Raw genomic sequence first — 25239 nt, forward strand, 5'->3', positions numbered from 1 at the left:
GCAATCCGGGTCAATCGTTAAGAATAATTTCGGCGCTGTGGTCGAGGCGAGACTTGATCGCCTCCCAGCCCGGCATGGAGCGCGTCAGAAGGCGGAAGAACTCGGGGCTGTGATTGTGTTCCCTGAGATGGCAAAGCTCGTGGGTGATGACGTAGTCGATCGCCTCACGCGGGGCCTTGACCAGGAACGGATTGAGCGTGACCGAACCGCCTGTCGCGCAACTTCCCCACTGCCGCTTCATGTCGAGCAGGCGAAATGCCGGCGGCTCCTGGACCCAGGGCAGCGCCTTTGAGACCACCTCGATGCGGCCGGCGAAATAGTCCCGTGCTCTGAGGCGATACCAGGCCCGGATGCGAGCCCGAAGCGCCGACCTATCGATGTTGTCCGTCGCCACGATGAGCAGCCCGCGCTTCAGCTTTATGGACCGCTCAGCCTTGGGCACCTGCACAACTTTCAGGACGTAACGGCGGCCGAGATAGAGCGCCTGCTCGCCACTGACATATTGCCGGGGCAGGACATGCTCGAAGCGTTTTCGGGCATCGGTGACGTGCTGGATAACCCAGCGGGCACGTTTCATCACAGCCTTGCGGATAGCCTCCTCGCGGGCGTCCTCAGGAGCTTCGACTTCGACGGCTCCATCTGGATGGACATGGATGGCAATGCGCCCACGCCGTGCCGGATTGACCCGCACGGAATAGATGATGTTCGCGTCGCCATAGCGCAGCGTCGACAGATCGCGCTCAGAGAGTGCCACGGGAGGCTCCCAAGCGAACGATTTCGACGATACGGTCCACCAGCGCCCCGGCCTTGGCCAGGCCGCCCAGCGCCTTGAAATAGCGCGGCAGGAGCTTGTTCCTTATGTCGGCCTCGATGTTGGCCGGGTTGATGGAGAACGTCGCCACTGCGTTGTTCACGACCCCGTCGATATGGAAGGCCTCGGCGACAAGCCAATCCTCGCCGCGATCCCGCGCCGCGACCTCGCCCAGCACCAGCGGGAATAGACCGAAATAGGCCTGTGCATGGGGATTGTCGGGGAAGCGGTCGGGGACTTGCGGATTGGCCCGAGTCCTCGCCTTCTCTTCAAGGTCCTTGAAGAGGATGTATTGCTTGTGCGGGTGATCGAAGAGGGCTTCAGCCTCCCTGATCGCCTGTCGCAGCAAATCTGAAAAGACCGCCTTGGCATAGGGGTCATCAGCCAGGGTCTGCTCGATGGTCTTGGTCAGCCGAGTCTTGATGACATCGGTCTCAGCGCGAGTCTTGTCGTCGCTCCAGCCGGTCGCGTCATAGTCGGCCTGGTTGCCCTCCGCCAGGCCGGTGAGGTCGATGACGCCTTCCGATTCTTTGATCTCGACGCCGACGACCTGCTTGTCGACCAGCTTGCGTATCTGCTCTTCGTAGGCCGAGAAATCGACTGTCTCCATGGCGTCCTGTTTGGCCTGGATGCGCAGCTCGGTGAAGAATTTCAGGTCCTTCTTGTAGTCGGTGATCGTCAGCTCGCTGAAGGAGCCGTCCTCGAAGAAGGCGCGGGATGAAAGAGCCAGCTTCAGGCACATGCCGAACTCGGTCAGAGCCGCATAGAAGTCCTCGCGCACCTTCTGGTTTCGGTCATAGCTCGCGCCGTCCTCGCCAAGCACCGAATCCGGCGTCAGCACCAGGCGGAACTGCTCGCGGTCGGCCTTGTTCTTGACCCCGGCGAAGATCGCCCACAACGCGGCATGAAGGCCCGGCAGGCGCTTGTACTCGGTCGAGACGTTGGCGAAGGTCCCTTCGATGTCCTCGATATCGTAGCCGCCCTGGGTGCGCTCGGCGAGGTTCTGGTAGTCCTTCAGGGAGGTATCGAGTTCGGTCAGGATGCCGCGATAGTCGATCAGGAAGCCGAACTGCTTGGCTTCATGCAGCCGGTTCACCCGCGCGATGGCTTGGAGCAGATTGTGCTCCTTGAGGTATTTGTCGATGTAGAGCACCGCATTGCGCGGCTCGTCGAAGCCGGTCAGCAGCTTGTCGACGACGATCAGGATGTCGGGCATGCCTGGCGTGGCGAAATCCTCGATGGTGCGTCGCTCGTATCCTTCCGCATCGTTGCCGACATTGGCCGCCCACCATTTTTGAACTTCCGGGGTCCTCGACTCGTCGGTGTCCTCATGGCCTTCGCGGGTGTCGGGCGGCGAGATGATGACGGCGCTGGTGACAAGGCCCGTGGCATCGAGCGCCTGCTTATAGCGGATTGCGGAGAGCTTGGAGTCGGTCGCCAGTTGCGCCTTCAGGCCGGTGCCAAGCTCCTTGAAGTTCTGCGAGAAGTGCGTGGCGATGTCCCAGGCGATAAGGTCGATGCGGTTGCCGGCGCGATAGACGCTGCCACGGGTGGCGAACTTCTTCTTCAAGTCGGATTGCTGCTTTTCGGAAAGGCCCGTGGTGATCTTGTCGAACCATTTGTCGATCGCCTCGGCGTTCACGTCGACCACCGGCCGGCGCTCCTCATAAAGAAGCGGGGTGACCGTCCCATCTTCGACCGCCCGTTGCATGGTGTAGGCGTGAAGGATTGGCCCGAATTTGTTCTGCGTCTTGTCCTCCTTCAGCAGGGGCGTGCCGGTGAACGCGATGAAGGCGGCGTTGGGCAGGGCCTTGCGCATCCGCTCATGGTTCTCGCCTCCATGACTGCGGTGCCCCTCGTCGACCAGCACAATGAGGTCTTCGGACGCGTTGTGGCATTCCTTGAAGCGCGTCGCGGAATTGAACTTTTGCAGCAGCGTGAACATGATGCGTTCGGTGCCGGAGCCGATGCGCTGCGCCAGGTCGCGACCTGACGACGCCTTGGCGTTCTCACCGTCCTTCTTCGTCGCCACCGCAGAGCCGAAAGCACCGCCCGCCATGAAGGTGGTCGACAGCTGGCGCTCCAGGTCGACCCGGTCGGTGATGACGATGATGCGGCAGCGGGCAAGGGCGTCGTGGATCAGCAGCGCCTTGAGCAGAAAGACCATGGTGAAGGACTTGCCCGAGCCGGTGGTGTGCCAGATGACGCCGCCCTCGCGTCCGCCGTCGCGGTTGCGCTTTTCCATCCGCGCCAGCATCGACTTGATGCCGAAGACCTGCGGATAGCGGGCGGCGATCTTGCCGAGCTTGCGGTCGAAAAGGAGGAAGTAACGGACGAACTCCAGAAGGCGATCGGGCCGCAACAGGGAAATTATCAGCCGATCCTGTCCGGTCGCGGCGACAGGCTTCGACCAAAGGCCGTCGAAGAAGGCGCGAACGTGGGGCTGGCGCTCAGCGAACAGGGCGGAATGCTGCCGCGCCGTCAGCTTGGCGTTGACCATTGTGTCGATGTCGGCAGCAGGAATCTCCTCCTCGCGCCAAAGCGACCAGAATTTCGCCGGGGTCTCGGTGGTGGCGTATTTGCCATCCTGTCCGGAGATGGAGAGCAGGAGCTGGGCATAGGCATAGAGCGCGGGGATACCATCCGGCTTCTGGTTGCGGAGTTGCTGTGAGACGCCCTCGGCCAGCATCAGTTTTTCGGCATGGCTTCCTGTCGGGCGCTTGGCTTCGACGACGGCCAGGGGGACGCCGTTGACATAGAGCACGATGTCGGGCCGGAAGCGGCCATGCCCGCCCTCCCTTTCGACGGATAGTTCCTCGGTGACGTGGAGGCGATTGTTGGCGGGGTCCGCGAAGTTGACCAGCGGCACGGTGACGGAATGCTTGTGTCCGTCTGGCATGAACTCGGACACGGTGACGCCAAGGGCGAGATGCTTCCAGGCCCGCTCGTTGGCCGGCGTCAGGCCCTCGTTGAGGCCGGTGTCATTGAGCGCCTTCAAAACCTGGGCGATGCCGCTGGCGGAGAGCGCATGGCTCGCGCCGCGATAGGCAAAGCGCCAGGCTGTGAGATGGTCGCGGATCACGCCATCGAGCAACACAACCCGTTCGCTGCCGCGCAGCTTCAGGCAGTCGGCCGGCGACAAATAGGACCAGCCGAGCTTCATCAGCAAAGCGAGTGCCGGAACCTTGGCCTGGATTTCCTCATTGGTCCGTGGGCGCTCGGGGGCGTTCACACTGTCACCCGTCGCATGCCCGTCATGAGCTGCTGCATTAGGGCGCGTTTTTCCGACCGGAGCATCTCAATGTCTTTCCGATAAGCTTCCACCCTGTCGTCCTCGGCGTCCAGAATACCGACGATCTGCTCCTGTTCTTCGAAGCTGGGTAGTTCAACATAAAGATGCATCAGTTGCCGCTTTGACAGATTGTACCTTGTTGCGCCTTGAGCAAGCTTGCGGATGTCCCTGCGGAACTGCGATCCCCGCAACAGGTATCGTGCGTATTCCGGCCGAAGTGTCTTGAGGCTGTTCAGCCGATAGCCGAAGCAGAAACTATTGAGATAAGCCTCACCGACATCATCCAGGAGGACCGACGACATTCCAACCTCGTCAGGTGTCTCGGAAGACACGGTGAAGAAGATGTCCCCCTTGCGAACACGATGCTGTTTTTCCTTCGGACCGATTTCCACAAATTGCATCGCGTTCACGTCAACGCGTGACCGGCTGAATACCGTCATGTAGGTGATGAACGGCTTCCCTTGGCCGAAATCGCCGGCCGATTTTCCAGACAATCCCCCATAAGGTTCGCCGAGTTCGCCGAGGGTTCGCCGGATCCACTCCCGCCCCTCGAATCCCTTCAGCCGCCTCTTCCCCGCGAGCAATGGCTGCATGAGGGCTCTCTTCTGGGTCTCGGCATTGGCGAGCAGCTTTTCGGCCGTCTCGATGGCCGCGTCCCAGGTGGAGAGGATTTCGGCGATCTTCTTCTGTTCGGGGAGAGGGGGGACCGTTACAATCAGCTTTCGTATTTCTCCCAAATTGATTCGAGAAAAAGTTGAGCCGCCTGACAGCTTCTTGATCTGGCGTAACACCAGGGAAGACTGCAACTGCTCATAGAGAAATCGCGGATCAATCCGTTTGGGTTTGATGAGAACAGTGTCCTGTCCCAATGCAAAGGGCTGGTCGCATACTACCCTGGAACCTACCCCAACCGACTGGTTTCGACCGTAGACGATATCTCCAATTTCGACCGTGCAATGATCCATCAGGGAGACGTGATCTTTTGATGACACACGCCGACACGTCTCAAACGAGAGAGCTCCCCATCTGAGGTTTCCGGGAGATACGATTGGAATGCCATTCCCAACATATGTTGGTGTCCGATGCTTGCAGTCGATTATTGGTCCAACTTCCTGAAGGGCCGACACACCCCAGCCGTCAGGCACCATAACCAAGTTCCCTCAAATAAGCGTCCATCTTTGCCTCAAGATCGGCTATATCCGCCGTCAGTTTCAACCGCTCCGACCGCATAGTCATCAAGTCGACCTGCTCCTCGTCCTCGAAGGTGTCGATGTAGCGCGGTATATTGAGGTTGAAGTCGTTGTCGGCGATCTCCTTTGCCGTCGCCAGATGGGCGTACCCGTCGATTGAGACGCGGTCATCGTAGGCGGCGAATATTTTCAGGAGTTGCTCCTCGCCCAGCCGGTTCTGGTTCGTCCCCTCCTCGTAGTCGCGGCTTGCGTCGATGAAGAGCACGGTGTCATCAGGTTTCTTTTTGCGGAAAACAAGGATGGCGGCGGGAATGCCGGTGCCGAAGAACAGCTTTTCGGGCAGGCCGATGACCGTATCCAGAAGGTTTTCCTCGATGAGATTGCGGCGGATTTCGCCCTCGCTCGATCCCCGGAAGAGGACACCATTCGGCACGACAACGGCCATACGACCAGTGCGCGGCTTCATAGTCTCGATCATGTGCAGGATGAAGGCATAGTCGCCCTTGGTTTTCGGCGGCAGGCCCCTACGGAAGCGCCCGAAGGGATCGGCCGCGGCCTTTTCGGATCCCCATTTGTCGAGGCTGAAGGGCGGATTGGCAACCACGACATCGAAATGGCGCAGCCGGTCTTCCGCCATGCGCAACTTGGGGTTGCCGATGGTGTCGCCCCATTCGATCTGGTGATTGGTCTCGCCATGCAGGAACATGTTCATCTTGGCCAGCGCCCAGGTCGAGCCGATCGCCTCCTGGCCATAGAGCGCGTATTTTCGGGAACCGGTGTGCCTGGTGATCTCCTGTCCGCATTTCATCAGCAGAGACCCAGACCCGCATGTCGGATCGCAGATATCGTCCCCCTCTTGCGGCTCGACCAGCCGCGCCATCAAGGTGGAGACCTCGGCCGGGGTGTAGAACTCGCCCGCCTTCTTGCCGGCCGACGCGGCGAAGCGCGAGATGAGATATTCGTAAGCGCCGCCGATGATGTCGAGGCTGCCGACCCGGCTTGGCCTGAGGTCTAGGCTTTCCTTGGCGAAATCTTCCAGCAGCATACGCAAGATGTCGTTCTTCTGCTCCTCGTCGCCGAGCTTGTTGGCGTTGAAGGAGATGTCCTGGAACACGTCGCGCAGCTTGTTGCCGTTCGCCTCTTCGATAGCATGCAGCGCGGTGTCGATGCGCTCGCCATTGCCGGCCTTGTTGCGGTCGCGATGGAGGTCATAGAAGCTCGCGCCCCTGGGCAGCACGAACTGCTCGTTCTTCATCAGCGCCTCGATGAGGTCGGGATGATCGCCGTGCTCCTTGCGGTAGGTCTCGTAGTGGTCCTTCCACACATCGGAGATGTATTTCAGGAACAGCATGGTCAGCACGTAGTCCTTGTAGACCGACGCGTCGACCGTGCCCCTGAAGGTGTCGCAGGCAGCCCACGCCGCCTTGTTGATTTCCGCCTGTGTGACACGACCTGCAGCCATGTTGCCCCCCCTACGAATCGGGTCGAATACACCAGCCTCCATCGGTCTTTGCAATCTCAAACGAGCAGGGCATTCTATCGATGGAGGGCGGTCTAATGAAAATGTTTGCAAAATACTTCCACGGTTTCGACCCCATCGGATGGCCGGCTGTGACTTTTAGTTCGGAAGCCGCCGCTCGATCTCTCGTCGAGGAGTTTGAGCCGGGCAGCAGGATGGTTTTTCTGGCGACCAAGAAGGCTCCCATTGCTGCGATGCGCGGAAGCATCGTCGGCATGATGGAATTTGCCGGCGAGAGGGGAAGAGTTGAGCAGTATTTTTCAGAGGCGGTGATCGCGGCCAACGTCAGGGAATACGGAGAATTTCGATGGCCTTGGGCAGTCCGAGCGCTCAGAGCCTGGGAGTTCGAACAGCCCTATCCGAAGACGCGCGAGGTGCTCGGCCATGTTCCAGTGAGCGCTAGAAACACTCCTTGGATGCTATCTAAGCGTCTTGCCTCAAAAGTGTTGAGGCTCGCGCATTTCGAAGTTCCATTGGCGAGGCCGGTGACAGTTCTTCAAAGTACACCGAGACAAGTTACAGGACGCGCTACTAGGCGAAACTCCAAGGGTCCACCTCCGACTAGTTATGAGGCTTTGGTCGTCAGGAGCTGCGACGGTCCCTGTTTCACCTATCTTTTGAGGTTCGGCGCCCGCGATATCTGGAAAGTAGGTATGAGCGTCGACCCCAATCGCCGACTGGATGAAATCAATTCCCACATCCCGACAGAGGTGTTGGATGAAAAATGGGAGATGGTGCAACGTGCGCGGTTCAAGGATGCGCAAACAGCATACGATGTTGAACAAGCGTTACTCGATCACTTTCACACACATCGGACAGTTGGGGAACGCATCGTGCTTTCATCGATAGAGATAGCTACGGGTTGGGACACCGTAGTAGGCGAGCTAGGGGCATAGGCTGACCAAACACGTCAGCTCTAGTTTGGTCCGTAGACGTTGCAACGCCGGTTCGAAAATTAGGATGTGCGAGATGGGTTGGGAATCTGTTGCCGCGTTAGCCGCTGTATTGTTCGGGACTACAACGCTCGTTCAATCGTACCTGGCTTGGAGCACTGACAAACGCTACCGCGAAGATGAAAAGCGCTACAGGGAGGATGAAAAAAGAAATCGGGACCGTCAGCGTGATACAGAGATGACGAGATGGGGTGGAGAGGTTATCGACGTCATGGCGGAAATCGAAACCGCCTGTGCACCTCTGACGACTGAGAACGCATACGGCCCAGCTGCGATTGAGGCACTCAGCCATCGCGCCAGTGCTCTTGTTGATCGTGGCCGGCTATTTTTCCCGAATGTCCAATTTGAAAATCGATCAGCCGTCAACGATGAAGGTATCCGCGTCCGTGTCTTGGACCAGGTCTTGCGGGCCTGCTACGTCGCAAGGCACATGGTGGTGCACGGGAATGAGGACGGCCTGAAACTCAGAGGGCAGGTGTGGGAAGCGCGGCGGCGGTTTGTGATCCTTTTGCAGAATGAGATGGCCGGCTCGCTTCGTGAGGTTGGAGCCGACAGCGCTGGCGATCATGTGCCAATAGACCCTCGCTTGTGGGCGCCCCCCACACGACCGCTTAAGCTTCCCGCGTCTGACATCGCACGGAACAAATCTGGGCGCTAGGGAAGTGTGTCTGATCACACCCAAGGCTCCAGGTTAAAGGATAGCCGGACCTGGACCTTGTTCAGGTCTGGAACAAAAATCCGAGGGGTAGATCGAAAACGTTCGGCCCCACATACCCTTGGGTAGCCCGTGATTCACCCTTGATCGCACGGCCCCCACGTGGGTTTATCTAAAGCCTACCACTGAAGCTCGGGTACTCGACAACGAGGTCGGGGGAAGGTCTGCTGCATATTGCGATCTGTCTCGCAATGCCGCCTGGGATGGAGCGGCCGTGCAGGACAGTGGGACGTGGATTTCAGGCCAAGAGTTATTTGTAGATCTCAGACGGGTGCAGCTCGAAGTAAAAGTCGCGCTGTCGGAATTGTAGGTCTTCGATCTCTTCTGGCTCACCGTTGTCGTCGACCAGAATTGACATCGAGGCGTCGACATTGAACTGAACCTCGGTCTCGCCAGCCACATGATCAAATGGGATAAGCACCTTGTCTTCGGAGTCATAGGCGGCGGTGTCCCAGTCCGGGTGGGTGAAGGAAAGGTTGGCTGTTATCGTGAGTTGACCAACGACTAGGATAGGGCCGTGTTTCTCAATAGAGCCGAAACTTCTCAACACTCCAACGTCGACGTCAATCACTGAGACCTCGTCGATTTCAGAATCCTCGACATCTCCAATCAGTCCGGCATTGCCCAATTCCGAATTGGCGGCCGCAATCAGCTCATCCTTGTGCTGTTCAAGAAAATTATCGATCTCTGGTGCCTTTACTTGCAGCCCGAGTTTGCTGAAGAGGTCAGGTATTGACTTTACCAGCGCGATATCGGCGTCCGCCACGACCGGTTTATCAAAATCACCGTCCGACGAAACGATAATCACAGGGTTAGCCTTGTCAGTTTCAGCCCTCAGGCACTCAAAGATGAATGCATCTGGAAACTGATCTTTCTTCCCCTCACCGTTGAAGAAGCCGTCGGAGTTGGCGTACGCTCTGAAAACTACTGAAGGCTTCACGTCGTCGATCTTGAGCGTCTTCGCGCCTATCGCGTCGAACATTGCCTTTGTTGCCACATCATAGTCAGCGGTGAGTTTCGCCTTTATCTCTGCCTTGGTCGTCGTAGGCAGTTTCGTTCCGAGCACGTCCTCGACCAACTTGCGAAAGTGGAGGCGACCGACCTCAGCAATGACTTTGAAGTCGTTCTCGGCGTGCTTCTTCGCCACCTCTGTGACTGTCAGATCTGTCGTGAGCACCGCGATCAGGCCCGCTTCGACGAGGTCCCGAACTCGCGCCAATACGGGGCCGCCCGGAGGTTTGCCGGCTGCTATGATAACGTTGGCATCGAGAAAGACTTTGCGCGTCTCGTCTTTTGGCATACCTACCCCGTGCAATGTATCGATGCGCACTCGCGAATCGTAAGCTCCACTATCGCTTCTTTAGGCGTATTTTCTTCGTCGGTCCGAAAATAAGATTTGAGCCCGCTCGGTGAAACCGACAAATGCCGATGGCTGCCAACAACCGTGCTGGGCCGCTCTCGCAAGGCGTCGGGTGCGACGCAGAAATCACGCTTAACTTCGCCCGGGTCATTTGCTGAGTGGCGGTTCCCGGTCGTCCTTCTTTTCCGCGTCAATCACCGAGTAGCTGGCGCCGCTTTGGACTTTCGGCGAACGAGAGGCGAGTTCCTCGTAAAGGTAGCGTGCGAACATCGAACCCGCGCCAAGCACCACCCACAGAGGTACTCCCACCGCCCCTCCAAGTGCCGCAATTCCGGCACTTTGGCCGCCGAACAGTGCAACGCCGACAGCAGCGGCACCTAGACCCAACCGCTGGGCAGCGGTCCGGTTGTCCCAGCCTAGACTCTTGGTCTGTGAGGCGACGATTTTCACAATTGGCCAGATGACCTTGCTTGAGATCGTTGCCGCGATGGCACTCTTCGCCTTTTGGCGGATAGGCAGGTCGGAGTTGCGAATGTCCAGAAGCTTCAGCGCCCAAGCCTGGAGCGCGTCACTTTGGGCCGGCGTTGCCTCTTGGGCTATTCTGACCGCAAGTTGACGATAACTCTTCTCATCCATTTGGCGGCTCCTCAATCTGCGTTGGCTCGTATCGGAGCCGGGCTGAAATGACTGGATTCTCTGGGGATCGGACAGGAAGTTCCTGCAAGGCCAATTTGTCAGAGACAATGATCGTGCCTTAGAAAAGCGCCGCCTCTTGGCCCAGGATTGGCCGCAACTAAGTTCGGCCCAGCAACCATGCTCTGTGGTAAGCGCAAGAAGCTTCTGCCGTGCCTTCTTTAACCTGGAGTTGGGCAGTCTCGGCAGCAAAGTCAGACGCCAATGAGCGGACTTTGCCAAGGCTCACCTTCAGCCGTTCGGCAGCCACATCGAGCGCCGCTCGGCGGATAATGTCGGTCTGTGATCTCTCGCGAGCGCTGAGCTTGCACGAGGCCAATTTGACACTCATGTCCACCGCGATTGTGAACGGCTTTTCGTTCATCGCTCTTCCCAGCAACTCCATGTCGCTTGCGGCCGCTGGAATCGCTACGCCGCCGAGGCACAAAGGGACTAAAGCCTGCAGGAACGCTCGACCGACAACCATTTAAGCCTCTTGCTTCACCAGGGAATCTGCTCACTGCCACGCCTATTTCGCTGGTTTGGTGGCAACCCGCGTGAGATCGAGAGATGCCCCAGCAAGGGCTTGGGCCACGATCGAAAACCAACGAAAAATCTGAGGGGTCGAACTAGACAATTGCAGCCGCGCGATACCCCCCGTACTGTCGACGCTTCGGACGCCGGGGATAACCATGCGACTTGTGAAACAGAGCGATGAGAACGGTTGTGGCGTGGCGTGCGTTGCGATGATTGCAGATATCACCTACTCGCAGGCCCGAAAGCAGATGTTCGGAGACCGGCGAGGAGGATACACCAACACTGGCGACCTAAGGCGTGCGCTTGCCCAACTGGGCATCCAAACAGGGCCGAGACTGGTTCGATTAAAGAAGAACCAAACGCCGGCCGAATTGCCGTTCGATGCGATCCTTAAGACCAACGTCAAGCAGGACGGAGAGTGGCACTGGGTGATTTGGGATTCTGGGCGTCAGAAGGTTTTGGATTCTCGCGTTCCTCCATACCGTAAGTACCGCCACCGCTCTTATCTCGAAATACTCCCTCTCGACCGTTAGGGTATAGCCCAGCGTACAGCGGCGATGCCATCCCAGTGGTGTCCGTTAGGGTTGATTTCTATCAACGGACAGTCTAGTCAACGTACATTACGCTAACGGACACCGAGGAAACCCATGTCCAAGACCATTCTCTATGCCCGCGTCTCAACCGTTGACCAGACGCTCGGCCACCAACAAACCCAAGCGGAGGCCGCCGGGTTCACCATTGATGAGGTAGTAGCCGACCACGGCGTCTCCGGCGTCAGCACGACGCTTGCCGAGCGCCCCGAAGGGAGGCGGCTCCGGGACATGCTGCGGAGGGGCGATACGCTGGTGGTGCGATGGGTGGATCGGCTCGGCCGCAACTACCAAGACGTTTGTGACACCATCCGTGAGTTCATGCGGAAGGGCGTTGTCGTGCGGACCGTGATCAACAGCATGACCTTCGACGGGGCCACCAAAGACCCCATGCAGCAAGCCGTCAGGGACGCGCTCATTGCCTTCATGGCGGCAACCGCCCAGGCGCAGGCCGAGGCCACCAAGGAGGCCCAACGGGCAGGCATAGAGGCCGCCAGGGCGCAGGACGACCGCTACAGGGGCCGCAAGCCCAGTTACGACAGAGCCGCGCTACAGGCCGTCACCGACATGCTGGCGCAGGGACAAGGAACGTCCGCCGTCGCCAAGGCGTCAGGTCTCACGCGTCAGACTGTGCTGCGGATCAGGGAAGACCCAGCAGGGGCCGAAAAGGCGCTTGTGGCTTGGGGCATGTGAGGGAGGATCGGATATGGCTTACACGCTGGCAACGACCTTCATGGCCCTTTACGGCATGTGCGGAGCGGTTGCAGTCGTGAGGTGGATCGTTGGCCGGTAGCTAGACGCCTGCGGTCGTCCTTACCATACCCGTCTTCGCACTTCCCGGCTTCGGTATCCAAATCGCCGACTGGTCGTCGCCGAAGGGCACGGCGCGACCTTCCAGCACGCAAATGCCGACCGCCGCACAGACCACGGCGTCAAGCATGTCTTCGTAGGCTTTCCACTCTCGGCCGCTCGCACGCTCAAAATCGAGTTCTGGCATCGCCGCTGCTACACTGCGGAGTTCGTTTTCCATCAGGGCCGCAATGGCGCTCATCTGACGTTGAATGTTGAGCGCCCGGACCTTCGGCGTCTCGTCGGGCCAGTAGCTGCGTCGGTTGCCGAACTTGTAGGGAAGGCGTCGCTCGGCAGAAGCGAACTCAATCAGAGCCGGGTGCGGATAGACCTCCACAAGACCGCTCACAACCGACCCAGAGGTACGCAGCTCGTAACCCTTCAGCTCGAAGCTCGTCCGCAGCTTGTCGCTCACAGGCCCAGGACGGATCGCACTCGGCGTGTGTGTCGCCGCCCACCGATGCCCGTACGCGCGAGAGACAGCATCATCGCTGGCGCGGCGAGCTACAATCGGCTTTCGCGAAAGCGGCATGTCGACCGCGACCAGATCGACCGGCGAACCCACCAAGGCTTCGGCCGCTTCCAATGCTTCGGAAGCTTCGCCAATCAAGCCGGACCGCCTAGTATTCCCTGAAAGAGCACAGAAGGCACTGTAGGAGGATGCTGTCGCTCGCAATTGCCAACCGCCGGGCACCTCAACTGCGAGTGCAACGCCGCTCGGCTGGGCCGCCGTCCAGGCCGCATCTATTCCCAAGACTGCTCGCAAATCGTCCCCTCTCCGAAGGAGACTATGGCCAACAGGGTCGCCGTCAGCAACTTTTTTCGGGCACAATTTCGGGCACAACCCGGGCACAGTGTCTGCCCGAACCGTTGCAAATGCTGGGCCGGCACTGGATTAGGTTCCAAAGTGTCCACAAATTCCGCCTAAGCTATTGTATTATATTATTTTTTTCATTGACGGACAGGCGTCGGCAATCCATATTGCATCAGTGGCTGCATCGGGGTCCGGAGGGGACGCCAAGCCAGCCACAATCGCTCGTCCATCGAAGCGAAACAATTCAAAACAGGTGGCTGCGGCCCGGTCGATTGCATCTATGCCAAGCGGTTCTCGCAAGGGAGCCGTAAGCGAGACCGTGATGGGGGAAGACGATGTCCCCCAATCGAACCATAAAATGGAGCGGGTCCGGATACGGGACCGGTTGCAGGCAGCAAGGGTGACCTCGCTAACTACACCGGGCATCCGGACTGCGCATAGCCGCCAAGCCGGGTAGTTCCCGGCAAGGGCAGCGGAGAGTGGGCAGTATTGCGCACAGGGACCGCGAACCGGTTTCGGTCAGCACGACCGACCGGCGGCACATCAAAAGAATAGGCCGGCACCCCCGGTCTCTTTTCATATCAACCATTCCCGTCCCTCTGGGGGCGGGTACAAAAAAGGACAATCAATGAACCACATAAACGACAACTACTACCCCAACGAGCTTTATGAGGACGTGTTCATCGAAGCGATAGCGGAGATGGAGCAGTCCCTTGAGGAAATGCAAGCGGGCCGTGCCCCACCACTGACTGCGATGGAAAGGTCGGTGCTGCTCGCGTCCGCGAACGCCGCAAGGAGCCTTTACGACGCCGCGTTCGCAATCGCCGCCGGCAAGCCGGTGACGGACGCCGAAGTCTCGAGTTGCCTCGATAGCGCAGCCCAAGAGATGCGATCCGCATATTGCTTGGCAAAGACGGGCAACCGATGAGCGCGGTCTGCCGTGTCCCGCACTGTGGCTTGCCAACGGCTTCGCGCTATTCTGGGCACTGCCGCCGCCATAAAAGCATCATCCGGCGACAAGGACATCATGAGCAGCAGGCAATAAGACGATCGGAACTTCGCCCGTATTGCGACCGAGCGCACGGGCGCATCGCCAAGAATGCTGGAAGTCCGATCTGGGCTCAACTGGAAAGCCGTTGGCAGGACCTCGTCGCCTCGGCTCGAACCGACGCCGGGCGGCGCATCGGTAATAGATACCAAAGGGCCGCCGCAAACGAACTGGTGAATATCGCGGGTGACGTTCCCTTCCTGTCGATCACTGTCACTGTCTGCGCAATGTTCATGTTGCGGCACGATTTGCCTCACCGGTTCGCTTCAGACGCCGCGTTCCGCATCCAACTCGCGAGGCGCGTACGAAGTCTATCGAGCCAGCACAGAGGCACCTGCTACGACGACAAGAGCGGTAAGCAGCACTGGGTCTATCGAGAGCTGCGCCCGAAGGTAGGGGCAATTCTGGGTCAGAACCTATCGGTCGTGTTCGGTGCCGTTGGTCTTCACCTGGGAGCCTTGGAGGAACGCGACCGCCAACAAAAACAGGCCGAGAAACGGAGGTTTTATGAAGCAATGAGAGGCTTGAAGTAGTGCAAGGAGAACCAGCCAAGTTGGCGTCAGATCACGGCGGACTGACGGAGGGGTTGCCTACGCCGCACGAACGGACCCTGGACGTCGTTGAGCGCCTTCAGCGTCTTATGAAACAATCCGCCGGGGAGCAGCCGCAGCGACCCGATACGCTCCCGCTGGCCGCCATCAGGACCGCTCCTGGGTTGTTTCAGGCCCGCGAGGGAAATGCCAAAGAAGGCGATGTGGACGCTGGCCACGTCCAGGCGCTAGTCCGCGCCCTTGAGGCCAAACCGTCCAGCGCACGGACGCTTGACCCGGTGACCGTGTTCGCCGTCGGAGGCGACGCGTATTGCATCGACGGGCACCACCGTTTGGGAGCATATCGGGCCTTCAAGGTGACCCCTTCAATTCCCGTAGAGTGGTTTCAAGGGAGCCTGGAGGAAGCGATTACGGAGGCTATCGAGCGGAACCAGAAGGCGAAGCTGCCGATGAAGCCAATGGAGAGGATGGAGGGCGCTTGGACGCTCGTGCTCATGGGGGCGCATTCCAAAGCCAGGATAGCCACCACGGCGGGCGTCAGCGAGCGCACCGTTGCCAATATGCGCAGCCTTCTGCGGTCCTATCGGGAGAAATTCCCGGCCGAACGTCCTGGCAAGTTCCAAGAGGTACGAAACGAAATGGCCGACCGGATGCCGACTGGATTTTCGGACGAAATGAAGGAAGCGATGATCGAGCGCTTTCGGTCCACCATCGCAGAGAAATTCGGCAGGCAGGCCGCCAAACACAATGGCCTCTTTGCCGAGGCGCTGCTCCGGTATGGCGGCCAGAGCTTTGTGACCATGCTTGCTGATTACTGGGGCTTCATCCCGGAGGACGACCCAGAATGCGACTTTTGAGCATTTCACTTGTGCACCGCTTGGGAGGTGCACCGTGCACACCCGACCACCAACTTACAGAAAGGAAGCCATGAAAACAGGCACTCGAATTCGACCCACCCGCCGCCATATTCTTGTTCACACAGACGGCGGATGCAGCCCAAATCCTGGAAAGGGCGGCTGGGCTGCGGTGCTTCGCAGGATGGATGGTTCAGCGGAGATTAAAGCAAAACGCCTCAAGGGCAGCGAGCCAGACACGACCAATTGACGGCCGCCATTCGTGCCCTTGAGTTTCTAAAGGCCGACGAGCCGGACCCCATAGTGCTCGTGAGCGACAGCCGCTATCTGATCGACGGGATGACAATGTACCTTGCCAGTTGGAAAGCGCGGGCTTGGCGCAAGAGTGACAAGAAACCGGTCGAGAACCCTGATCTCTGGCAGGCACTCGACGCGCTAGCGAAGGGACGCGACATTGTATGGGAGTGGGTGCGGGGCCACAGCGGCGATCCCTACAATGATGAGGTAGACCGGCTCGCGACTATGGCGCCGACCCCGGCCTGATGTTCGGGCGTTGCGAGAGCGGGGAAATCAACCCCCGCTTTCGCCCGTCGGCGACTTCACAAAAGCCGCTTCAGCTTCTTTATCTCGCGTGCCAGTCCCGGCAACATCGCGTCACTGCGACCGTACCGGTCCCGCGAGGTGCCCGTTCCCCGTCCAGTGATGTAGGCCCGGGCGTCGTCCGAAACGCCTGCGGCAGTGCAAATGTCCTCAAAAAGATGGCGCCACCCGTGACTGGGCGGAACATTTCGCTCTATCTTGACGGTGCTCCGCACGAAACGCGAAATGTCTTGGGACGGCGACCTGGTAAAAAGCCGCACGCCTGACTTCGCCTTTTCGAGAAAATCGATGAGCCCTTCATCGACAAGAGCTGGGTGGACAGGGACACGGCGCTCGCTGTTGCTGTTCTTGATCGATCGGCTGGGTTTAGCCCTTATGTGATAGAACCAGTTCCTTCCGGATTTGAAGAAATCCTCCCGGCGCAGTCCGGCAATCTCCTCCACCCTTGCCCCGGAGTAAGCGCACAACCAGGGCAGCCAACGAGTGTTGTGATTGGTGGATCTACGTGCAGCCGTGAGCACTCGTTTCGCTTCTTCAAGAGTGTAGGTGAGTTCACTGCTAGGCCGCGAATGGGCCTCGGGCGGGGTCACACCGGAGACGGGGTTGGCCAAGGGGTGAAATACCTCAGGATGCTGTTGCCTGCCCCACTGAACGACCGTCCGAAGGCTCGACAGCATGTCCTTGACCGTGCGGTTGCTCACCTGCGCCTTAACAAGCAGGTCTTCCATCCAATCGCGGACGAGCTTGGTTGTGATTGTAGATGCGTCGTCTGTTTTCGCGAATACGGTGAAGCTGGCCGAGTGCCGTCGAAATTTCTGCTCCGTCTTGGCATTGAGCCCAATCGCATCTTTTCCCAATGATCGGCGTCGCTTCTGCTCGTCAATGATGGACGACAGTGAAATCTTGGACGTAGCACCGCCCAGGCCCGGCCTTGCGTCGGACTTTTCAAACGCCGGGTAGACAGCTGTGACCCCGGTTCCAGAGTAGTCTCCACCGGCTTTTGCGAGATTGGTGGACGCCGCGCGGTCAAGCGCGTCCGACACTGTGATCAGGACGTTGCGGCGGCTCTGGTCATCAATAACAAGGCCCTTGGTGGCAATCAGACCAGAGACCAATCCACCAAATCGCGCTTCGACGTCTTTTAGTCGTTGTCGTTGGTCGGGAATGGCGAGCGGATTGAGTTTGCCCGCCCTCGCTCGCTATTGGCCCGCAACATCCTTTCCCAGCGTTCGGTGGAGCCCGGGTTATCGTCAAATGCGGCAACAAAAGCGGCATAGGCCTCGCCGGCGAGGGCGAAGGTCTGCTTCTGCGAAAGAGCAGACGGACCATTCCGGAGCGCGGCCCAGAAAGCGGTCAGTGCCGCATAGGCGGCCGCGTATCTTTCCTTGGCCTCATTGGGGTCCCGGGTTCCGAGCGATACTTTTACCGCGTCCCCAATCGTCACCTGCTTTATGCTGCCGCCGACAGGCAGTCCGACGACTTTCCCACGAGCAATTGCTACAAGGTCGGCGGGAACCCGGACACGAAGTTGAAAAATGAAGGTCTTGGGGTTTCGTACTGGGGTCGGCATCAATAGGCCCATGAGTATCGCTCCTGTGTACCACTGGAGACGGCCGATACCATAGCGAATTCAGTTAGTTGTTCCCAATCAATGGGATAGACTGGTGCTGCGAGAGAGGATTGAACTCTCGACCTCTCCCTTACCAAGGGAGTGCTCTACCACTGAGCTACCGCAGCCGCTGATGGCGGGGCTTCTGCCATATCGAACCGGCAAGCGCAAGGCCAAGAACAACGCTTCTGTGAATGGCTTTGCCGGATAGCTTTTATTGACATGGCGGCGCCACAATGTTGGCTATCCCTGAAAGCGGGTTGGCCGGGCGCCAGCCGTGGCGGGACAATGAACGACAAGACAAATCCACCGAAGAACAGCGGAACAACCCGCAAGAACCGGCTCGCCGAGCAGTTGCGGGCCAACCTGCAGAAGCGCAAGGCGCAGTCGCGCTCGCGCCGGACAGGCGAGGCCGACCAGCGGCCCGACGGGCTCGGCGCGGCCAAGGAAATGAAGAAAGATTAACTCAAATCGGCCACTCTCAGGCCGGGGTGGGCGAAATCCTATTTCTTGAACCAAATTGGTCAATGGTCTAGACGGGCCGATACTCAAACGATTGAACCGGCCCTTTTCTGGCCGAGAGGGACAGTCTCCAATGGATCGCATCAGAATTGTCGGCGGCAACAAGCTTGCCGGAAGCATTCCGATCTCGGGCGCGAAAAACGCCGCCCTGCCGCTGATGATCGCCTCGCTTCTGACCGACGACACGCTGACACTGGAAAACGTGCCGCATCTGGCCGATGTCGAGCAGTTGATCCGCATCCTCGGCAATCATGGCGTCGACTATTCGGTCAATGGCCGCCGTGAGAAGCAGAATGAGGGCTATTCGCGCACCATCAACTTCTCCGCCCGCAACATCGTCGACACGACGGCGCCTTACGAACTGGTGTCGAAAATGCGCGCCTCGTTCTGGGTGATCGGCCCGCTGCTGGCCCGCATGGGCGAGGCCAAGGTGTCGCTGCCCGGCGGCTGCGCCATCGGCACGCGCCCGGTTGATCTGTTCCTCGAAGGCCTGCAGGCGCTGGGCGCCGACATTGATGTCGATACCGGCTACGTCATCGCCAAGACCCGGAACGGCCGCCTTGTCGGCAACCGCTATGTCTTCCCGAAAGTCTCGGTCGGCGCCACCCATGTGCTGATGATGGCGGCGTCGCTGGCCAAGGGCGAGACGGTGCTTGAAAACGCCGCCTGCGAGCCGGAGATCGTCAATCTCGCCGAATGCCTGAACGCGATGGGCGCCAGGATTTCCGGCGCCGGCACGCCGACCGTCACCATCGACGGCGTCGAAGCGCTGTCGGGCGCGCGCGTGCGTGTCATCCCCGACCGCATCGAGACCGGCACCTATGCCATGGCGGTGGCAATGACCGGCGGCGACGTCGTGCTGGAAGGCGCACGGCCGGAGCTGCTGCAGACGGCGCTCGACGTGATTTCCCAGACGGGCGCGGAGATCACCCAGACCAATTCCGGCATCCGCGTGAAGCGCAATGGCGCCGGCATTTCACCCGTCGACGTGACGACGGCCCCCTTCCCGGCCTTCCCGACCGATCTGCAGGCGCAGTTCATGGGCCTGATGACCATGGCCAAGGGCAAATCGCGCATCACCGAGACGATCTTCGAAAACCGCTTCATGCACGTCCAGGAACTGGCTCGGCTCGGCGCCCACATCACGCTCTCGGGGCAGACGGCGATCGTCGACGGCGTGGCGAAGCTGAAGGGCGCGCCAGTCATGGCGACCGATCTTCGCGCTTCCGTGTCGCTGGTCATCGCCGGCCTGGCGGCCGAAGGCGAAACCACGGTCAACCGTGTCTACCATCTCGACCGCGGTTTTGAGCGGCTGGAGGAAAAGCTATCCAATTGCGGCGCGGTGATCGAACGTATTTCCGCCTGACGGTCGGACGGCAGCAGCTTCCAGCAAAGGGCGGCTCATAGCGCCGCCGCCCGTCTGCCCGCAGCGCAAACCCGAGGCAATGCCTCGGGCGGACGTCGTGGGGTGGTTGCACCGGCCGGAAAGACCGCCTAACAGAGGCTGAAACCAACCTGTAGGTCGAAAATCCGGATGACCGCCCTCAAGCTTATCGCGCTCGACGACCAGGATCTGAGCATCGTCTCGGCCCATCTCCAGGACGCCGTGATGAAGGTCTCGGACCTCGAATTCCTGCCCAAGGCCAAACGCTTCGTCCTGACCATGAACCGTTTCGTGTGGGAGGCCAAATCCGGCCTGTTTCGCCAGCACAATGAACGACGGCAGGCCGTGCTGCATTTCGACCGGGTGCTGGGCGCCAAGACCAACGGTATCGCCCGCGACAAGCCCGCCGAAATTCTCTCCTTGCTGGCGATCAGCTTTATCGAGATCAGCAAGCCCGCGGGCATCGTCGAACTGATCTTTTCGGGCGGCGGCACGATCATGCTCGATGTCGAATGCATCGAGGCCCGCCTTGCCGATATTGGCGGCGCGTGGGAAGCCACGTCGCGCCCCATCCACAGGGCTTGAGCATACGATGGCCATCACGCTTGCCCAGTCCGACACCGATTTCGAGCAGCGTTTCGCCGCGTTTCTCACGACCAAGCGCGAGGTGTCGGCCGACGTCGACGCCGTGGTGCGAGACATCATCGCGCGCGTGCGTGCCGAGGGCGATGCGGCACTGATCGACTACACGCGGAAATTCGGCGGAGGCGACCTCGCCAAACTCGGCATTGCCGTCTCGGCGGAAGACATCGCCGGCGCCTATGCCGAGGCCGATCCGGCCACGGTCGAGGCGCTGAAATTCGCACGCGACCGCATCCGGTCCCATCACGAGCGGCAAAAGCCTCAGGACGAACGCTACACGGATCCCGCCGGCGTCGAGCTCGGCTCGCGCTGGACGGCGATCGAGGCGGTCGGGCTCTATGTGCCGGGCGGCACGGCAAGCTATCCGAGCTCGGTGCTGATGAACGCCGTGCCAGCCAAGGTAGCCGGCGTCGAGCGCATCGTCATGGTCGTGCCGGCACCGCACGGCGTCGTCAACCCGCTGGTGCTGGTGGCGGCGGATATATCGGGCGTCTCCGAAATCTACCGCGTCGGCGGCGCGCAGGCGATCGCGGCACTCGCCTATGGTACGCAGACGATAAAGCCCGTCGCCAAGATCGTCGGTCCAGGCAATGCCTATGTCGCCGCAGCCAAGCGGCAGGTGTTCGGCACGGTCGGCATCGACATGATCGCCGGCCCTTCCGAAGTGCTCGTCGTGGCGGACGGCGACAACGATCCGGACTGGATCGCCGCCGATCTGCTCGCCCAGGCCGAACATGACGTGTCGGCGCAGTCGATCCTGATCACCGACGACCCGGCATTCGGCAAGGCGGTCGAACGGGCGGTCGAACGCCAGCTGCGGAGCCTGCCGCGCGCGGAAACGGCGGCCCAGAGCTGGCGCGATTTCGGCGCCGTCATCCTGGTTGCGACGGTCGAGGCCGCGCCGCCGCTGGTCGACCGCATCGCCGCCGAACATGTCGAGCTGGCCATCGAGGATGCCGAAGGCTTCCTGGCGAAGATGCGCAACGCGGGCGCGGTTTTTCTCGGTCGCCACACGCCCGAGGTCATTGGCGACTATGTCGGCGGCTCCAATCACGTGCTGCCGACGGCGCGCTCGGCGCGCTTCTCGTCGGGCCTGTCCGTGCTCGACTTTGTCAAGCGCACCTCGGTCCTCAAACTCGGACCGGAGCAGTTGCGCGTGCTGGCACCCGCGGCGATCGCACTCGCGCAGGCGGAAGGGCTTGACGCGCATGGCCGCTCTGTCGCCATACGGCTGAACATGTAGGCGGGTATGACGGGCTCCGGTCAAACCCGCGCAAAACTGATCGATGTCGAACTCGATGAGTCGATCGGCCGTTCGACGCCCGATGTCGAGCATGAGCGGGCGGTGGCGATCTTCGACCTGATCGAGGAGAATAGTTTTCAGCCTGTCAACGACAGCGGTGCGGGTCCCTACCGGCTGAAGCTGTCGCTGGCCGAGTCCCGCCTGGTCTTTGCCGTGGCGCGCGAGGACGGCACCGCCGTCGTCACCCACATCCTGTCGCTGACGCCGCTCAGGCGCATCGTCAAGGATTACTACATGATCTGCGAGAGCTATTACGACGCCATCCGCTCCTCGACGCCGAGCCATATCGAGGCGATCGACATGGGCCGCCGTGGCCTGCACAATGAGGGCTCGCAGACGCTGATGGATCGGCTCTCCGGCAAGATCGACATCGACTTCGACACGGCGCGACGGCTGTTCACGCTGGTCTGCGTGCTGCACTGGCGGGGCTGATCCTGGCCCCCGGCGCCCTGCCCCGCTCGGTTCTGTTCCTGTGCGGCATGAATGCCGTCCGCTCGCCGATGGCCGAGCAGCTGGCGCGCCGCATGCTGCCCGCCACCGTCTTCGTCGCCTCGGCCGGCGTGCGCGCCGGCGAGCGCGACCCGTTCGTCGATGCCGTGCTTGCCGAGGACGGGCTGTCGTTGGGTGAGCGTCATCCAAGGACGCTGAACGATCTCGAGGACGACTATTTCGACCTGATCGTGACACTGGCGCCGGAGGCCCACCATGCCGCGCTCGAACTCACGCGCTCGCTTGCCGTCGAGGTGGAATACTGGCCGACGCCGGATCCGACCGATGCCGGCGGCACGCGCGAACACATCATGGCCAGCTATCGCGACGTGCGCGAGCGGCTGAAAGCCCGGATCTACAGCCGGTTCACCGTTCCGAGGCCTGGCGATTAAGCGTGTTCACAAGCGACAGATTATCATATAGGTTCCGCCGAAATTCCAGCCGGGGCGCTGGAACTGCCATCCATGCAAAGGTATCGAATGCCGAAGGAAGAAGTCCTCGAGTTTCCGGGTATCGTCACGGAATTGTTGCCCAACGCGATGTTCAGGGTGAAGCTCGAAAACGAACACGAGATCATCGCCCATACCGCCGGCCGCATGCGCAAGAACCGCATCCGCGTGCTGACCGGCGACAAGGTTCTGGTCGAGATGACGCCATACGACCTGACCAAGGGCCGCATCACCTACCGCTTCAAGTAAGATCAAGACCCGGCCGGTAAAGCGATGAGCATTTTGCAAAAGCTGGTGCTTGCCTCGGGTTCGCCGCGCCGCATCGAACTCCTGCAGCAGGCCGGCATCGAGCCGGACCGCATCCTGCCAGCCGATATCGACGAAACGCCGCTGCGTGCCGAGCATCCGCGCTCGCTGGCCAAACGGCTGTCGAAGGAAAAGGCCGAGAAGGCGTTCGCGTCGCTGAAGTCCGAGACGGACCATGCGCCGAGCTTCGTGCTGGCGGCCGACACGGTGGTCGCCGTCGGGCGGCGCATCCTGCCCAAGGCCGAGACGCTGGATGACGCCGCCAACTGCCTCGGGCTGTTGTCCGGACGTTCGCACCGAGTCTATTCCGGCATCTGCCTGATCACGCCGGGCGGCAAACTGCGCCAGCGACTGGTCGAGACGCGGGTGCGTTTCAAGCGGCTGCCGCGCGAGGAGATCGACGCCTATGTCGCGTCCGGCGAATGGCGCGGAAAGGCCGGCGGCTATGCCGTGCAAGGATTGGCCGGCGCCTTCGTCGTCAAGCTCGTCGGCTCCTACACCAACATTGTCGGCCTGCCGCTCTACGAGACGGTGGCGCTGCTGTCGGGCGAAGGTTTCAAGACGCATCAAAACTGGTTGTCCGCGCGACCATGAGCCTCGACGACAAGGTCACGCCCCTGCGGCCCAAGCGCCCGTGCCCGGAATGCGGCAAGCCATCGGCGCGCGAGACCTATCCATTCTGCTCGACGCGCTGCAAGGACATCGACCTCAACCGCTGGCTGAAGGGTGCCTATGTCATCTCGGCCCGCGACGACGAGGAAGAACCGGACGCCGACGAGCCGAAGTAGACGAGCGCCGGTCAGGCGGCTTCGTTCTTGCGTTTGACGCGCGCCCAGGCCGGCAGCCAGTCGCCATGTGCGGCCAGGAGATCATCGACCAGTGACCAGATCTGGTCGAGATCGAGTTCGGCCGCGGTGTGCGGATCCATCATCGCCGCGTGATAGATGTGGTCGCGGTTTTCGCTCATCAGCGCCCGCACCGTCAGTTCCTGTACGTTGATGTTGGTGCGGATCAGCGCCGTCAATTGCGGCGGCAGGTCGCCTATATAGGTCGGCTGGATGCCGGACGCATCGACCAGGCACGGCACTTCGGCGGCGCAATCACGCGGCAGCGAGGTGATGCAGCCATTGTTGCGCACATTGCCGTAGATGACCGACGGTTCGCCGGTCCAGACCGAATTCATGATCGAGGAGGCATATTCCTTCGACTCTTCGACCTCGATGCGCTGGGCCGAGCGGTAGGCCTGCGCCTGGTCCTTCCAACGCTCGATCTGCTCGACGCAGCGCTTGGGGTATTCATCGAGCGGAATGCCGTATTTCTCGATCAAATCGGGGCGGCCGTCCTTGATGAAATAGGGCGTGTACTCGGCGAAATGCTCCGAGCTCTCGGTGACGAAATAGCCCAGCCGCGTCAGCATCTCATAGCGCACCTTGTTCGGACAGCGCGGATTCCAGCTGGGTTTCGGCGCGCGGCCTTCGCGATAGGCCCGCACGAGATCGGGATAGAGGTCGCGATAGGATCCGTCCGGCTGGCGATGCTCGAACTGCAGGTAGAAGGCCATGTGGTTGATGCCGGCCGAGCGGTAGCGGATCTCGTCATAGGGAAGGTCGAGATCGTGTGCCAGCTCCATCGCCGTCCCTTGCACCGAATGGCACAGCCCGACCTGCCTGATCTCGGGATATTTCTCCGAGATCGCCCAGGTGTTGATCGCCATCGGGTTGACATATTGCAGCATGATGGCCCGCGGGCAGACGGCAAGCATGTCCTCGCAGATCTTCCACAGATGCGGCACGGTCCTGAGGCCGCGCATGATGCCGCCGACGCCGAGCGTGTCGGCGATGGTCTGGCGCAGGCCATATGTCTTCGGCACCTCGAAATCCATGACGGTGCAGGGCTCATAGCCGCCGATCTGGAAGGCGACGACGACGAAATCGGCGTCCGCCAGCGCCTTGCGCTGGTCCGTGTAGGTCTCGGCCATCGCCTTGACGCCGAGTGTGGCGATCAGTTTGTTGACGACGACGGCGCTTTCTTCCAGCCGCTGCGGATTGATGTCCATCAGCGCGATCGTGGCGCCCGAAAGTGCCGGGCGCTGCAGCACGTCGCCGACGATGTTCTTCATGAACACCGTCGAGCCGGCGCCGATGAAAGTGATCCTGGGATGTCTTGCCACGTTAACCTCC

The 25239-nt window shown here is 60.4% G+C and carries 27 protein-coding genes, 1 tRNA gene and 1 pseudogene; 17 read left to right on the forward strand and 12 right to left on the reverse strand.

What is annotated here, in order from left to right:
- Positions 1-10: 10 nt before the first annotated feature.
- From FJ527_RS00980 to FJ527_RS00995, 4 genes are read right to left on the reverse strand one after another with little or no spacing between them, the layout of a single operon-like run.
- The gene (locus tag FJ527_RS00980) at positions 11-754 is read right to left on the reverse strand and encodes a SprT family zinc-dependent metalloprotease (protein ID WP_140821240.1); all 744 of its coding nucleotides are present in this window, start codon (positions 752-754) and stop codon (positions 11-13) included.
- Entirely contained in the window at positions 741-4043 is a 3303-nt protein-coding gene (locus tag FJ527_RS00985; RefSeq protein ID WP_140821242.1) for an HsdR family type I site-specific deoxyribonuclease, read from the reverse strand. Before FJ527_RS00985 ends, FJ527_RS00980 begins: the two co-directional genes overlap by 14 nt.
- Positions 4040-5251, reverse strand: a complete 1212-nt coding sequence (locus tag FJ527_RS00990; protein ID WP_140821244.1) for a restriction endonuclease subunit S — start codon at positions 5249-5251, stop codon at positions 4040-4042. Before FJ527_RS00990 ends, FJ527_RS00985 begins: the two co-directional genes overlap by 4 nt.
- The gene (locus FJ527_RS00995; RefSeq protein ID WP_140821246.1) at positions 5241-6755 is read right to left on the reverse strand and encodes a type I restriction-modification system subunit M; all 1515 of its coding nucleotides are present in this window, start codon (positions 6753-6755) and stop codon (positions 5241-5243) included. Before FJ527_RS00995 ends, FJ527_RS00990 begins: the two co-directional genes overlap by 11 nt.
- A 95-nt stretch (positions 6756-6850) precedes the next feature.
- Between FJ527_RS00995 and FJ527_RS01000 the strand changes: the two genes are divergently transcribed.
- Together FJ527_RS01000 and FJ527_RS01005 are read left to right on the forward strand one after the other, a co-directional pair.
- Positions 6851-7708 (forward strand): GIY-YIG nuclease family protein, encoded by an 858-nt coding sequence (locus tag FJ527_RS01000; RefSeq protein WP_140821248.1) that lies wholly within the window; start codon positions 6851-6853, stop codon positions 7706-7708.
- Positions 7709-7781: 73 nt separating this feature from the next.
- Positions 7782-8423 carry a hypothetical protein gene (locus FJ527_RS01005; RefSeq protein WP_140821250.1) on the forward strand — a complete coding sequence of 214 codons (642 nt, stop codon included), beginning with the start codon at positions 7782-7784 and terminating at the stop codon, positions 8421-8423.
- A gap of 307 nt (positions 8424-8730) precedes the next feature.
- On the opposite strand, the gene FJ527_RS01010 is transcribed toward FJ527_RS01005, so the two are convergent.
- The 3 genes from FJ527_RS01010 to FJ527_RS01020 form a co-directional block, all read right to left on the reverse strand.
- Positions 8731-9780, reverse strand: a complete 1050-nt coding sequence (locus FJ527_RS01010; protein WP_140821252.1) for a PIN domain-containing protein — start codon at positions 9778-9780, stop codon at positions 8731-8733.
- Positions 9781-9987: 207 nt separating this feature from the next.
- Entirely contained in the window at positions 9988-10476 is a 489-nt protein-coding gene (locus FJ527_RS01015; protein ID WP_140821254.1) for a hypothetical protein, read from the reverse strand.
- 157 nt (positions 10477-10633) lie between these two features.
- Entirely contained in the window at positions 10634-10897 is a 264-nt protein-coding gene (locus FJ527_RS01020; RefSeq protein ID WP_140821256.1) for a hypothetical protein, read from the reverse strand.
- A 307-nt stretch (positions 10898-11204) separates the two neighbouring features.
- Between FJ527_RS01020 and FJ527_RS01025 the strand changes: the two genes are divergently transcribed.
- Together FJ527_RS01025 and FJ527_RS01030 are read left to right on the forward strand one after the other, a co-directional pair.
- The gene (locus tag FJ527_RS01025; RefSeq protein ID WP_140821258.1) at positions 11205-11582 is read left to right on the forward strand and encodes a cysteine peptidase family C39 domain-containing protein; all 378 of its coding nucleotides are present in this window, start codon (positions 11205-11207) and stop codon (positions 11580-11582) included.
- 114 nt (positions 11583-11696) lie between these two features.
- The gene (locus FJ527_RS01030; RefSeq protein ID WP_140821260.1) at positions 11697-12332 is read left to right on the forward strand and encodes a recombinase family protein; all 636 of its coding nucleotides are present in this window, start codon (positions 11697-11699) and stop codon (positions 12330-12332) included.
- A 100-nt stretch (positions 12333-12432) separates the two neighbouring features.
- Here FJ527_RS01030 and FJ527_RS01035 read toward each other — a convergent pair whose 3' ends face one another.
- Complete coding sequence (locus tag FJ527_RS01035; protein ID WP_348642606.1) at positions 12433-13254, reverse strand: DUF429 domain-containing protein; 822 nt, start codon at positions 13252-13254, stop codon at positions 12433-12435.
- 676 nt (positions 13255-13930) lie between these two features.
- Here FJ527_RS01035 and FJ527_RS01040 point away from each other — a divergent pair.
- The 4 genes and pseudogenes from FJ527_RS01040 to FJ527_RS01055 all read left to right on the forward strand — a co-directional run bounded on the left by FJ527_RS01040 (position 13931) and on the right by FJ527_RS01055 (position 16298).
- Entirely contained in the window at positions 13931-14230 is a 300-nt protein-coding gene (locus FJ527_RS01040) for a hypothetical protein (RefSeq protein WP_140821264.1), read from the forward strand.
- A complete protein-coding gene (locus tag FJ527_RS01045) occupies positions 14227-14883 on the forward strand; it encodes a hypothetical protein (RefSeq protein WP_140821266.1) in 657 nt (218 codons plus the stop codon). Before FJ527_RS01040 ends, FJ527_RS01045 begins: the two co-directional genes overlap by 4 nt.
- Before the next feature lie 20 nt (positions 14884-14903).
- Positions 14904-15758, forward strand: a complete 855-nt coding sequence (locus tag FJ527_RS01050) for a hypothetical protein (protein ID WP_140821268.1) — start codon at positions 14904-14906, stop codon at positions 15756-15758.
- A gap of 70 nt (positions 15759-15828) precedes the next feature.
- Positions 15829-16298: pseudogene (locus tag FJ527_RS01055) on the forward strand (ribonuclease H).
- A gap of 56 nt (positions 16299-16354) precedes the next feature.
- Here the strand turns inward: FJ527_RS01055 and FJ527_RS01060 are convergent.
- The 3 genes from FJ527_RS01060 to FJ527_RS01070 form a co-directional block, all read right to left on the reverse strand.
- Positions 16355-17470, reverse strand: coding sequence for a hypothetical protein (locus FJ527_RS01060; protein WP_140821269.1), 1116 nt, complete (start codon positions 17468-17470; stop codon positions 16355-16357).
- A 26-nt stretch (positions 17471-17496) separates the two neighbouring features.
- Positions 17497-17937, reverse strand: coding sequence for a DUF6538 domain-containing protein (locus FJ527_RS01065; protein ID WP_140821271.1), 441 nt, complete (start codon positions 17935-17937; stop codon positions 17497-17499).
- Between the two features lie 80 nt (positions 17938-18017).
- Positions 18018-18092, reverse strand: a tRNA-Thr gene (locus FJ527_RS01070).
- A 160-nt stretch (positions 18093-18252) separates the two neighbouring features.
- On the opposite strand from FJ527_RS01070, the gene FJ527_RS01075 reads away from it, so the two are divergent.
- The 9 genes from FJ527_RS01075 to yacG all read left to right on the forward strand — a co-directional run bounded on the left by FJ527_RS01075 (position 18253) and on the right by yacG (position 23847).
- On the forward strand, positions 18253-18429 hold the full coding sequence (locus FJ527_RS01075) for a hypothetical protein (RefSeq protein WP_015316270.1): 177 nt from the start codon (positions 18253-18255) through the stop codon (positions 18427-18429).
- 130 nt (positions 18430-18559) lie between these two features.
- Entirely contained in the window at positions 18560-19852 is a 1293-nt protein-coding gene (gene murA / locus FJ527_RS01080; protein ID WP_023772782.1) for a UDP-N-acetylglucosamine 1-carboxyvinyltransferase, read from the forward strand.
- 168 nt (positions 19853-20020) lie between these two features.
- Entirely contained in the window at positions 20021-20455 is a 435-nt protein-coding gene (locus FJ527_RS01085; RefSeq protein ID WP_015316268.1) for a DUF2948 family protein, read from the forward strand.
- A gap of 7 nt (positions 20456-20462) precedes the next feature.
- Positions 20463-21755 carry a histidinol dehydrogenase gene (gene hisD, locus FJ527_RS01090; protein WP_015316267.1) on the forward strand — a complete coding sequence of 431 codons (1293 nt, stop codon included), beginning with the start codon at positions 20463-20465 and terminating at the stop codon, positions 21753-21755.
- 6 nt (positions 21756-21761) lie between these two features.
- On the forward strand, positions 21762-22247 hold the full coding sequence (locus FJ527_RS01095; RefSeq protein ID WP_015316266.1) for a UPF0262 family protein: 486 nt from the start codon (positions 21762-21764) through the stop codon (positions 22245-22247).
- A complete protein-coding gene (locus tag FJ527_RS01100) occupies positions 22235-22696 on the forward strand; it encodes a low molecular weight phosphatase family protein (RefSeq protein ID WP_140614683.1) in 462 nt (153 codons plus the stop codon). The genes FJ527_RS01095 and FJ527_RS01100 overlap by 13 nt, the downstream gene beginning before the upstream one ends.
- Positions 22697-22783: 87 nt before the next feature.
- On the forward strand, positions 22784-23002 hold the full coding sequence (gene infA, locus FJ527_RS01105) for a translation initiation factor IF-1 (protein WP_006329283.1): 219 nt from the start codon (positions 22784-22786) through the stop codon (positions 23000-23002).
- A 24-nt stretch (positions 23003-23026) separates the two neighbouring features.
- Entirely contained in the window at positions 23027-23653 is a 627-nt protein-coding gene (locus FJ527_RS01110) for a Maf-like protein (RefSeq protein ID WP_015316264.1), read from the forward strand.
- Positions 23650-23847 (forward strand): DNA gyrase inhibitor YacG, encoded by a 198-nt coding sequence (gene yacG / locus FJ527_RS01115; RefSeq protein ID WP_023772777.1) that lies wholly within the window; start codon positions 23650-23652, stop codon positions 23845-23847. The genes FJ527_RS01110 and yacG overlap by 4 nt, the downstream gene beginning before the upstream one ends.
- An 11-nt stretch (positions 23848-23858) precedes the next feature.
- On the opposite strand, the gene FJ527_RS01120 is transcribed toward yacG, so the two are convergent.
- Positions 23859-25229 (reverse strand): alpha-glucosidase/alpha-galactosidase, encoded by a 1371-nt coding sequence (locus tag FJ527_RS01120; protein WP_140821273.1) that lies wholly within the window; start codon positions 25227-25229, stop codon positions 23859-23861.
- Positions 25230-25239: the final 10 nt, after the last annotated feature.

The sequence above is a fragment of the Mesorhizobium sp. B2-4-18 genome (assembly GCF_006441385.1).
Classification (GTDB): Bacteria; Pseudomonadota; Alphaproteobacteria; order Rhizobiales; family Rhizobiaceae; genus Mesorhizobium; species Mesorhizobium australicum.

Excerpts from the sequence above, each read along its gene's own strand:
- FJ527_RS00990 (WP_140821244.1), bottom strand. The coding sequence starts at position 5,251 with ATGGTGCCTGACGGCTGGGGTGTGTCGGCCCTTCAGGAAGTTGGACCA.
- FJ527_RS00995 (WP_140821246.1), bottom strand. The coding sequence starts at position 6,755 with ATGGCTGCAGGTCGTGTCACACAGGCGGAAATCAACAAGGCGGCGTGG.
- FJ527_RS01000 (WP_140821248.1), top strand. The coding sequence starts at position 6,851 with ATGAAAATGTTTGCAAAATACTTCCACGGTTTCGACCCCATCGGATGG.
- FJ527_RS01005 (WP_140821250.1), top strand. The coding sequence starts at position 7,782 with ATGGGTTGGGAATCTGTTGCCGCGTTAGCCGCTGTATTGTTCGGGACT.
- FJ527_RS01010 (WP_140821252.1), bottom strand. The coding sequence starts at position 9,780 with ATGCCAAAAGACGAGACGCGCAAAGTCTTTCTCGATGCCAACGTTATC.
- FJ527_RS01015 (WP_140821254.1), bottom strand. The coding sequence starts at position 10,476 with ATGGATGAGAAGAGTTATCGTCAACTTGCGGTCAGAATAGCCCAAGAG.
- FJ527_RS01020 (WP_140821256.1), bottom strand. The coding sequence starts at position 10,897 with ATGAACGAAAAGCCGTTCACAATCGCGGTGGACATGAGTGTCAAATTG.
- FJ527_RS01025 (WP_140821258.1), top strand. The coding sequence starts at position 11,205 with ATGCGACTTGTGAAACAGAGCGATGAGAACGGTTGTGGCGTGGCGTGC.
- FJ527_RS01030 (WP_140821260.1), top strand. The coding sequence starts at position 11,697 with ATGTCCAAGACCATTCTCTATGCCCGCGTCTCAACCGTTGACCAGACG.
- FJ527_RS01040 (WP_140821264.1), top strand. The coding sequence starts at position 13,931 with ATGAACCACATAAACGACAACTACTACCCCAACGAGCTTTATGAGGAC.
- FJ527_RS01045 (WP_140821266.1), top strand. The coding sequence starts at position 14,227 with ATGAGCGCGGTCTGCCGTGTCCCGCACTGTGGCTTGCCAACGGCTTCG.
- FJ527_RS01065 (WP_140821271.1), bottom strand. The coding sequence starts at position 17,937 with ATGGGCCTATTGATGCCGACCCCAGTACGAAACCCCAAGACCTTCATT.
- FJ527_RS01075 (WP_015316270.1), top strand. The coding sequence starts at position 18,253 with ATGAACGACAAGACAAATCCACCGAAGAACAGCGGAACAACCCGCAAG.
- murA (WP_023772782.1), top strand. The coding sequence starts at position 18,560 with ATGGATCGCATCAGAATTGTCGGCGGCAACAAGCTTGCCGGAAGCATT.
- FJ527_RS01085 (WP_015316268.1), top strand. The coding sequence starts at position 20,021 with ATGACCGCCCTCAAGCTTATCGCGCTCGACGACCAGGATCTGAGCATC.
- hisD (WP_015316267.1), top strand. The coding sequence starts at position 20,463 with ATGGCCATCACGCTTGCCCAGTCCGACACCGATTTCGAGCAGCGTTTC.
- FJ527_RS01095 (WP_015316266.1), top strand. The coding sequence starts at position 21,762 with ATGACGGGCTCCGGTCAAACCCGCGCAAAACTGATCGATGTCGAACTC.
- infA (WP_006329283.1), top strand. The coding sequence starts at position 22,784 with ATGCCGAAGGAAGAAGTCCTCGAGTTTCCGGGTATCGTCACGGAATTG.
- FJ527_RS01110 (WP_015316264.1), top strand. The coding sequence starts at position 23,027 with ATGAGCATTTTGCAAAAGCTGGTGCTTGCCTCGGGTTCGCCGCGCCGC.
- yacG (WP_023772777.1), top strand. The coding sequence starts at position 23,650 with ATGAGCCTCGACGACAAGGTCACGCCCCTGCGGCCCAAGCGCCCGTGC.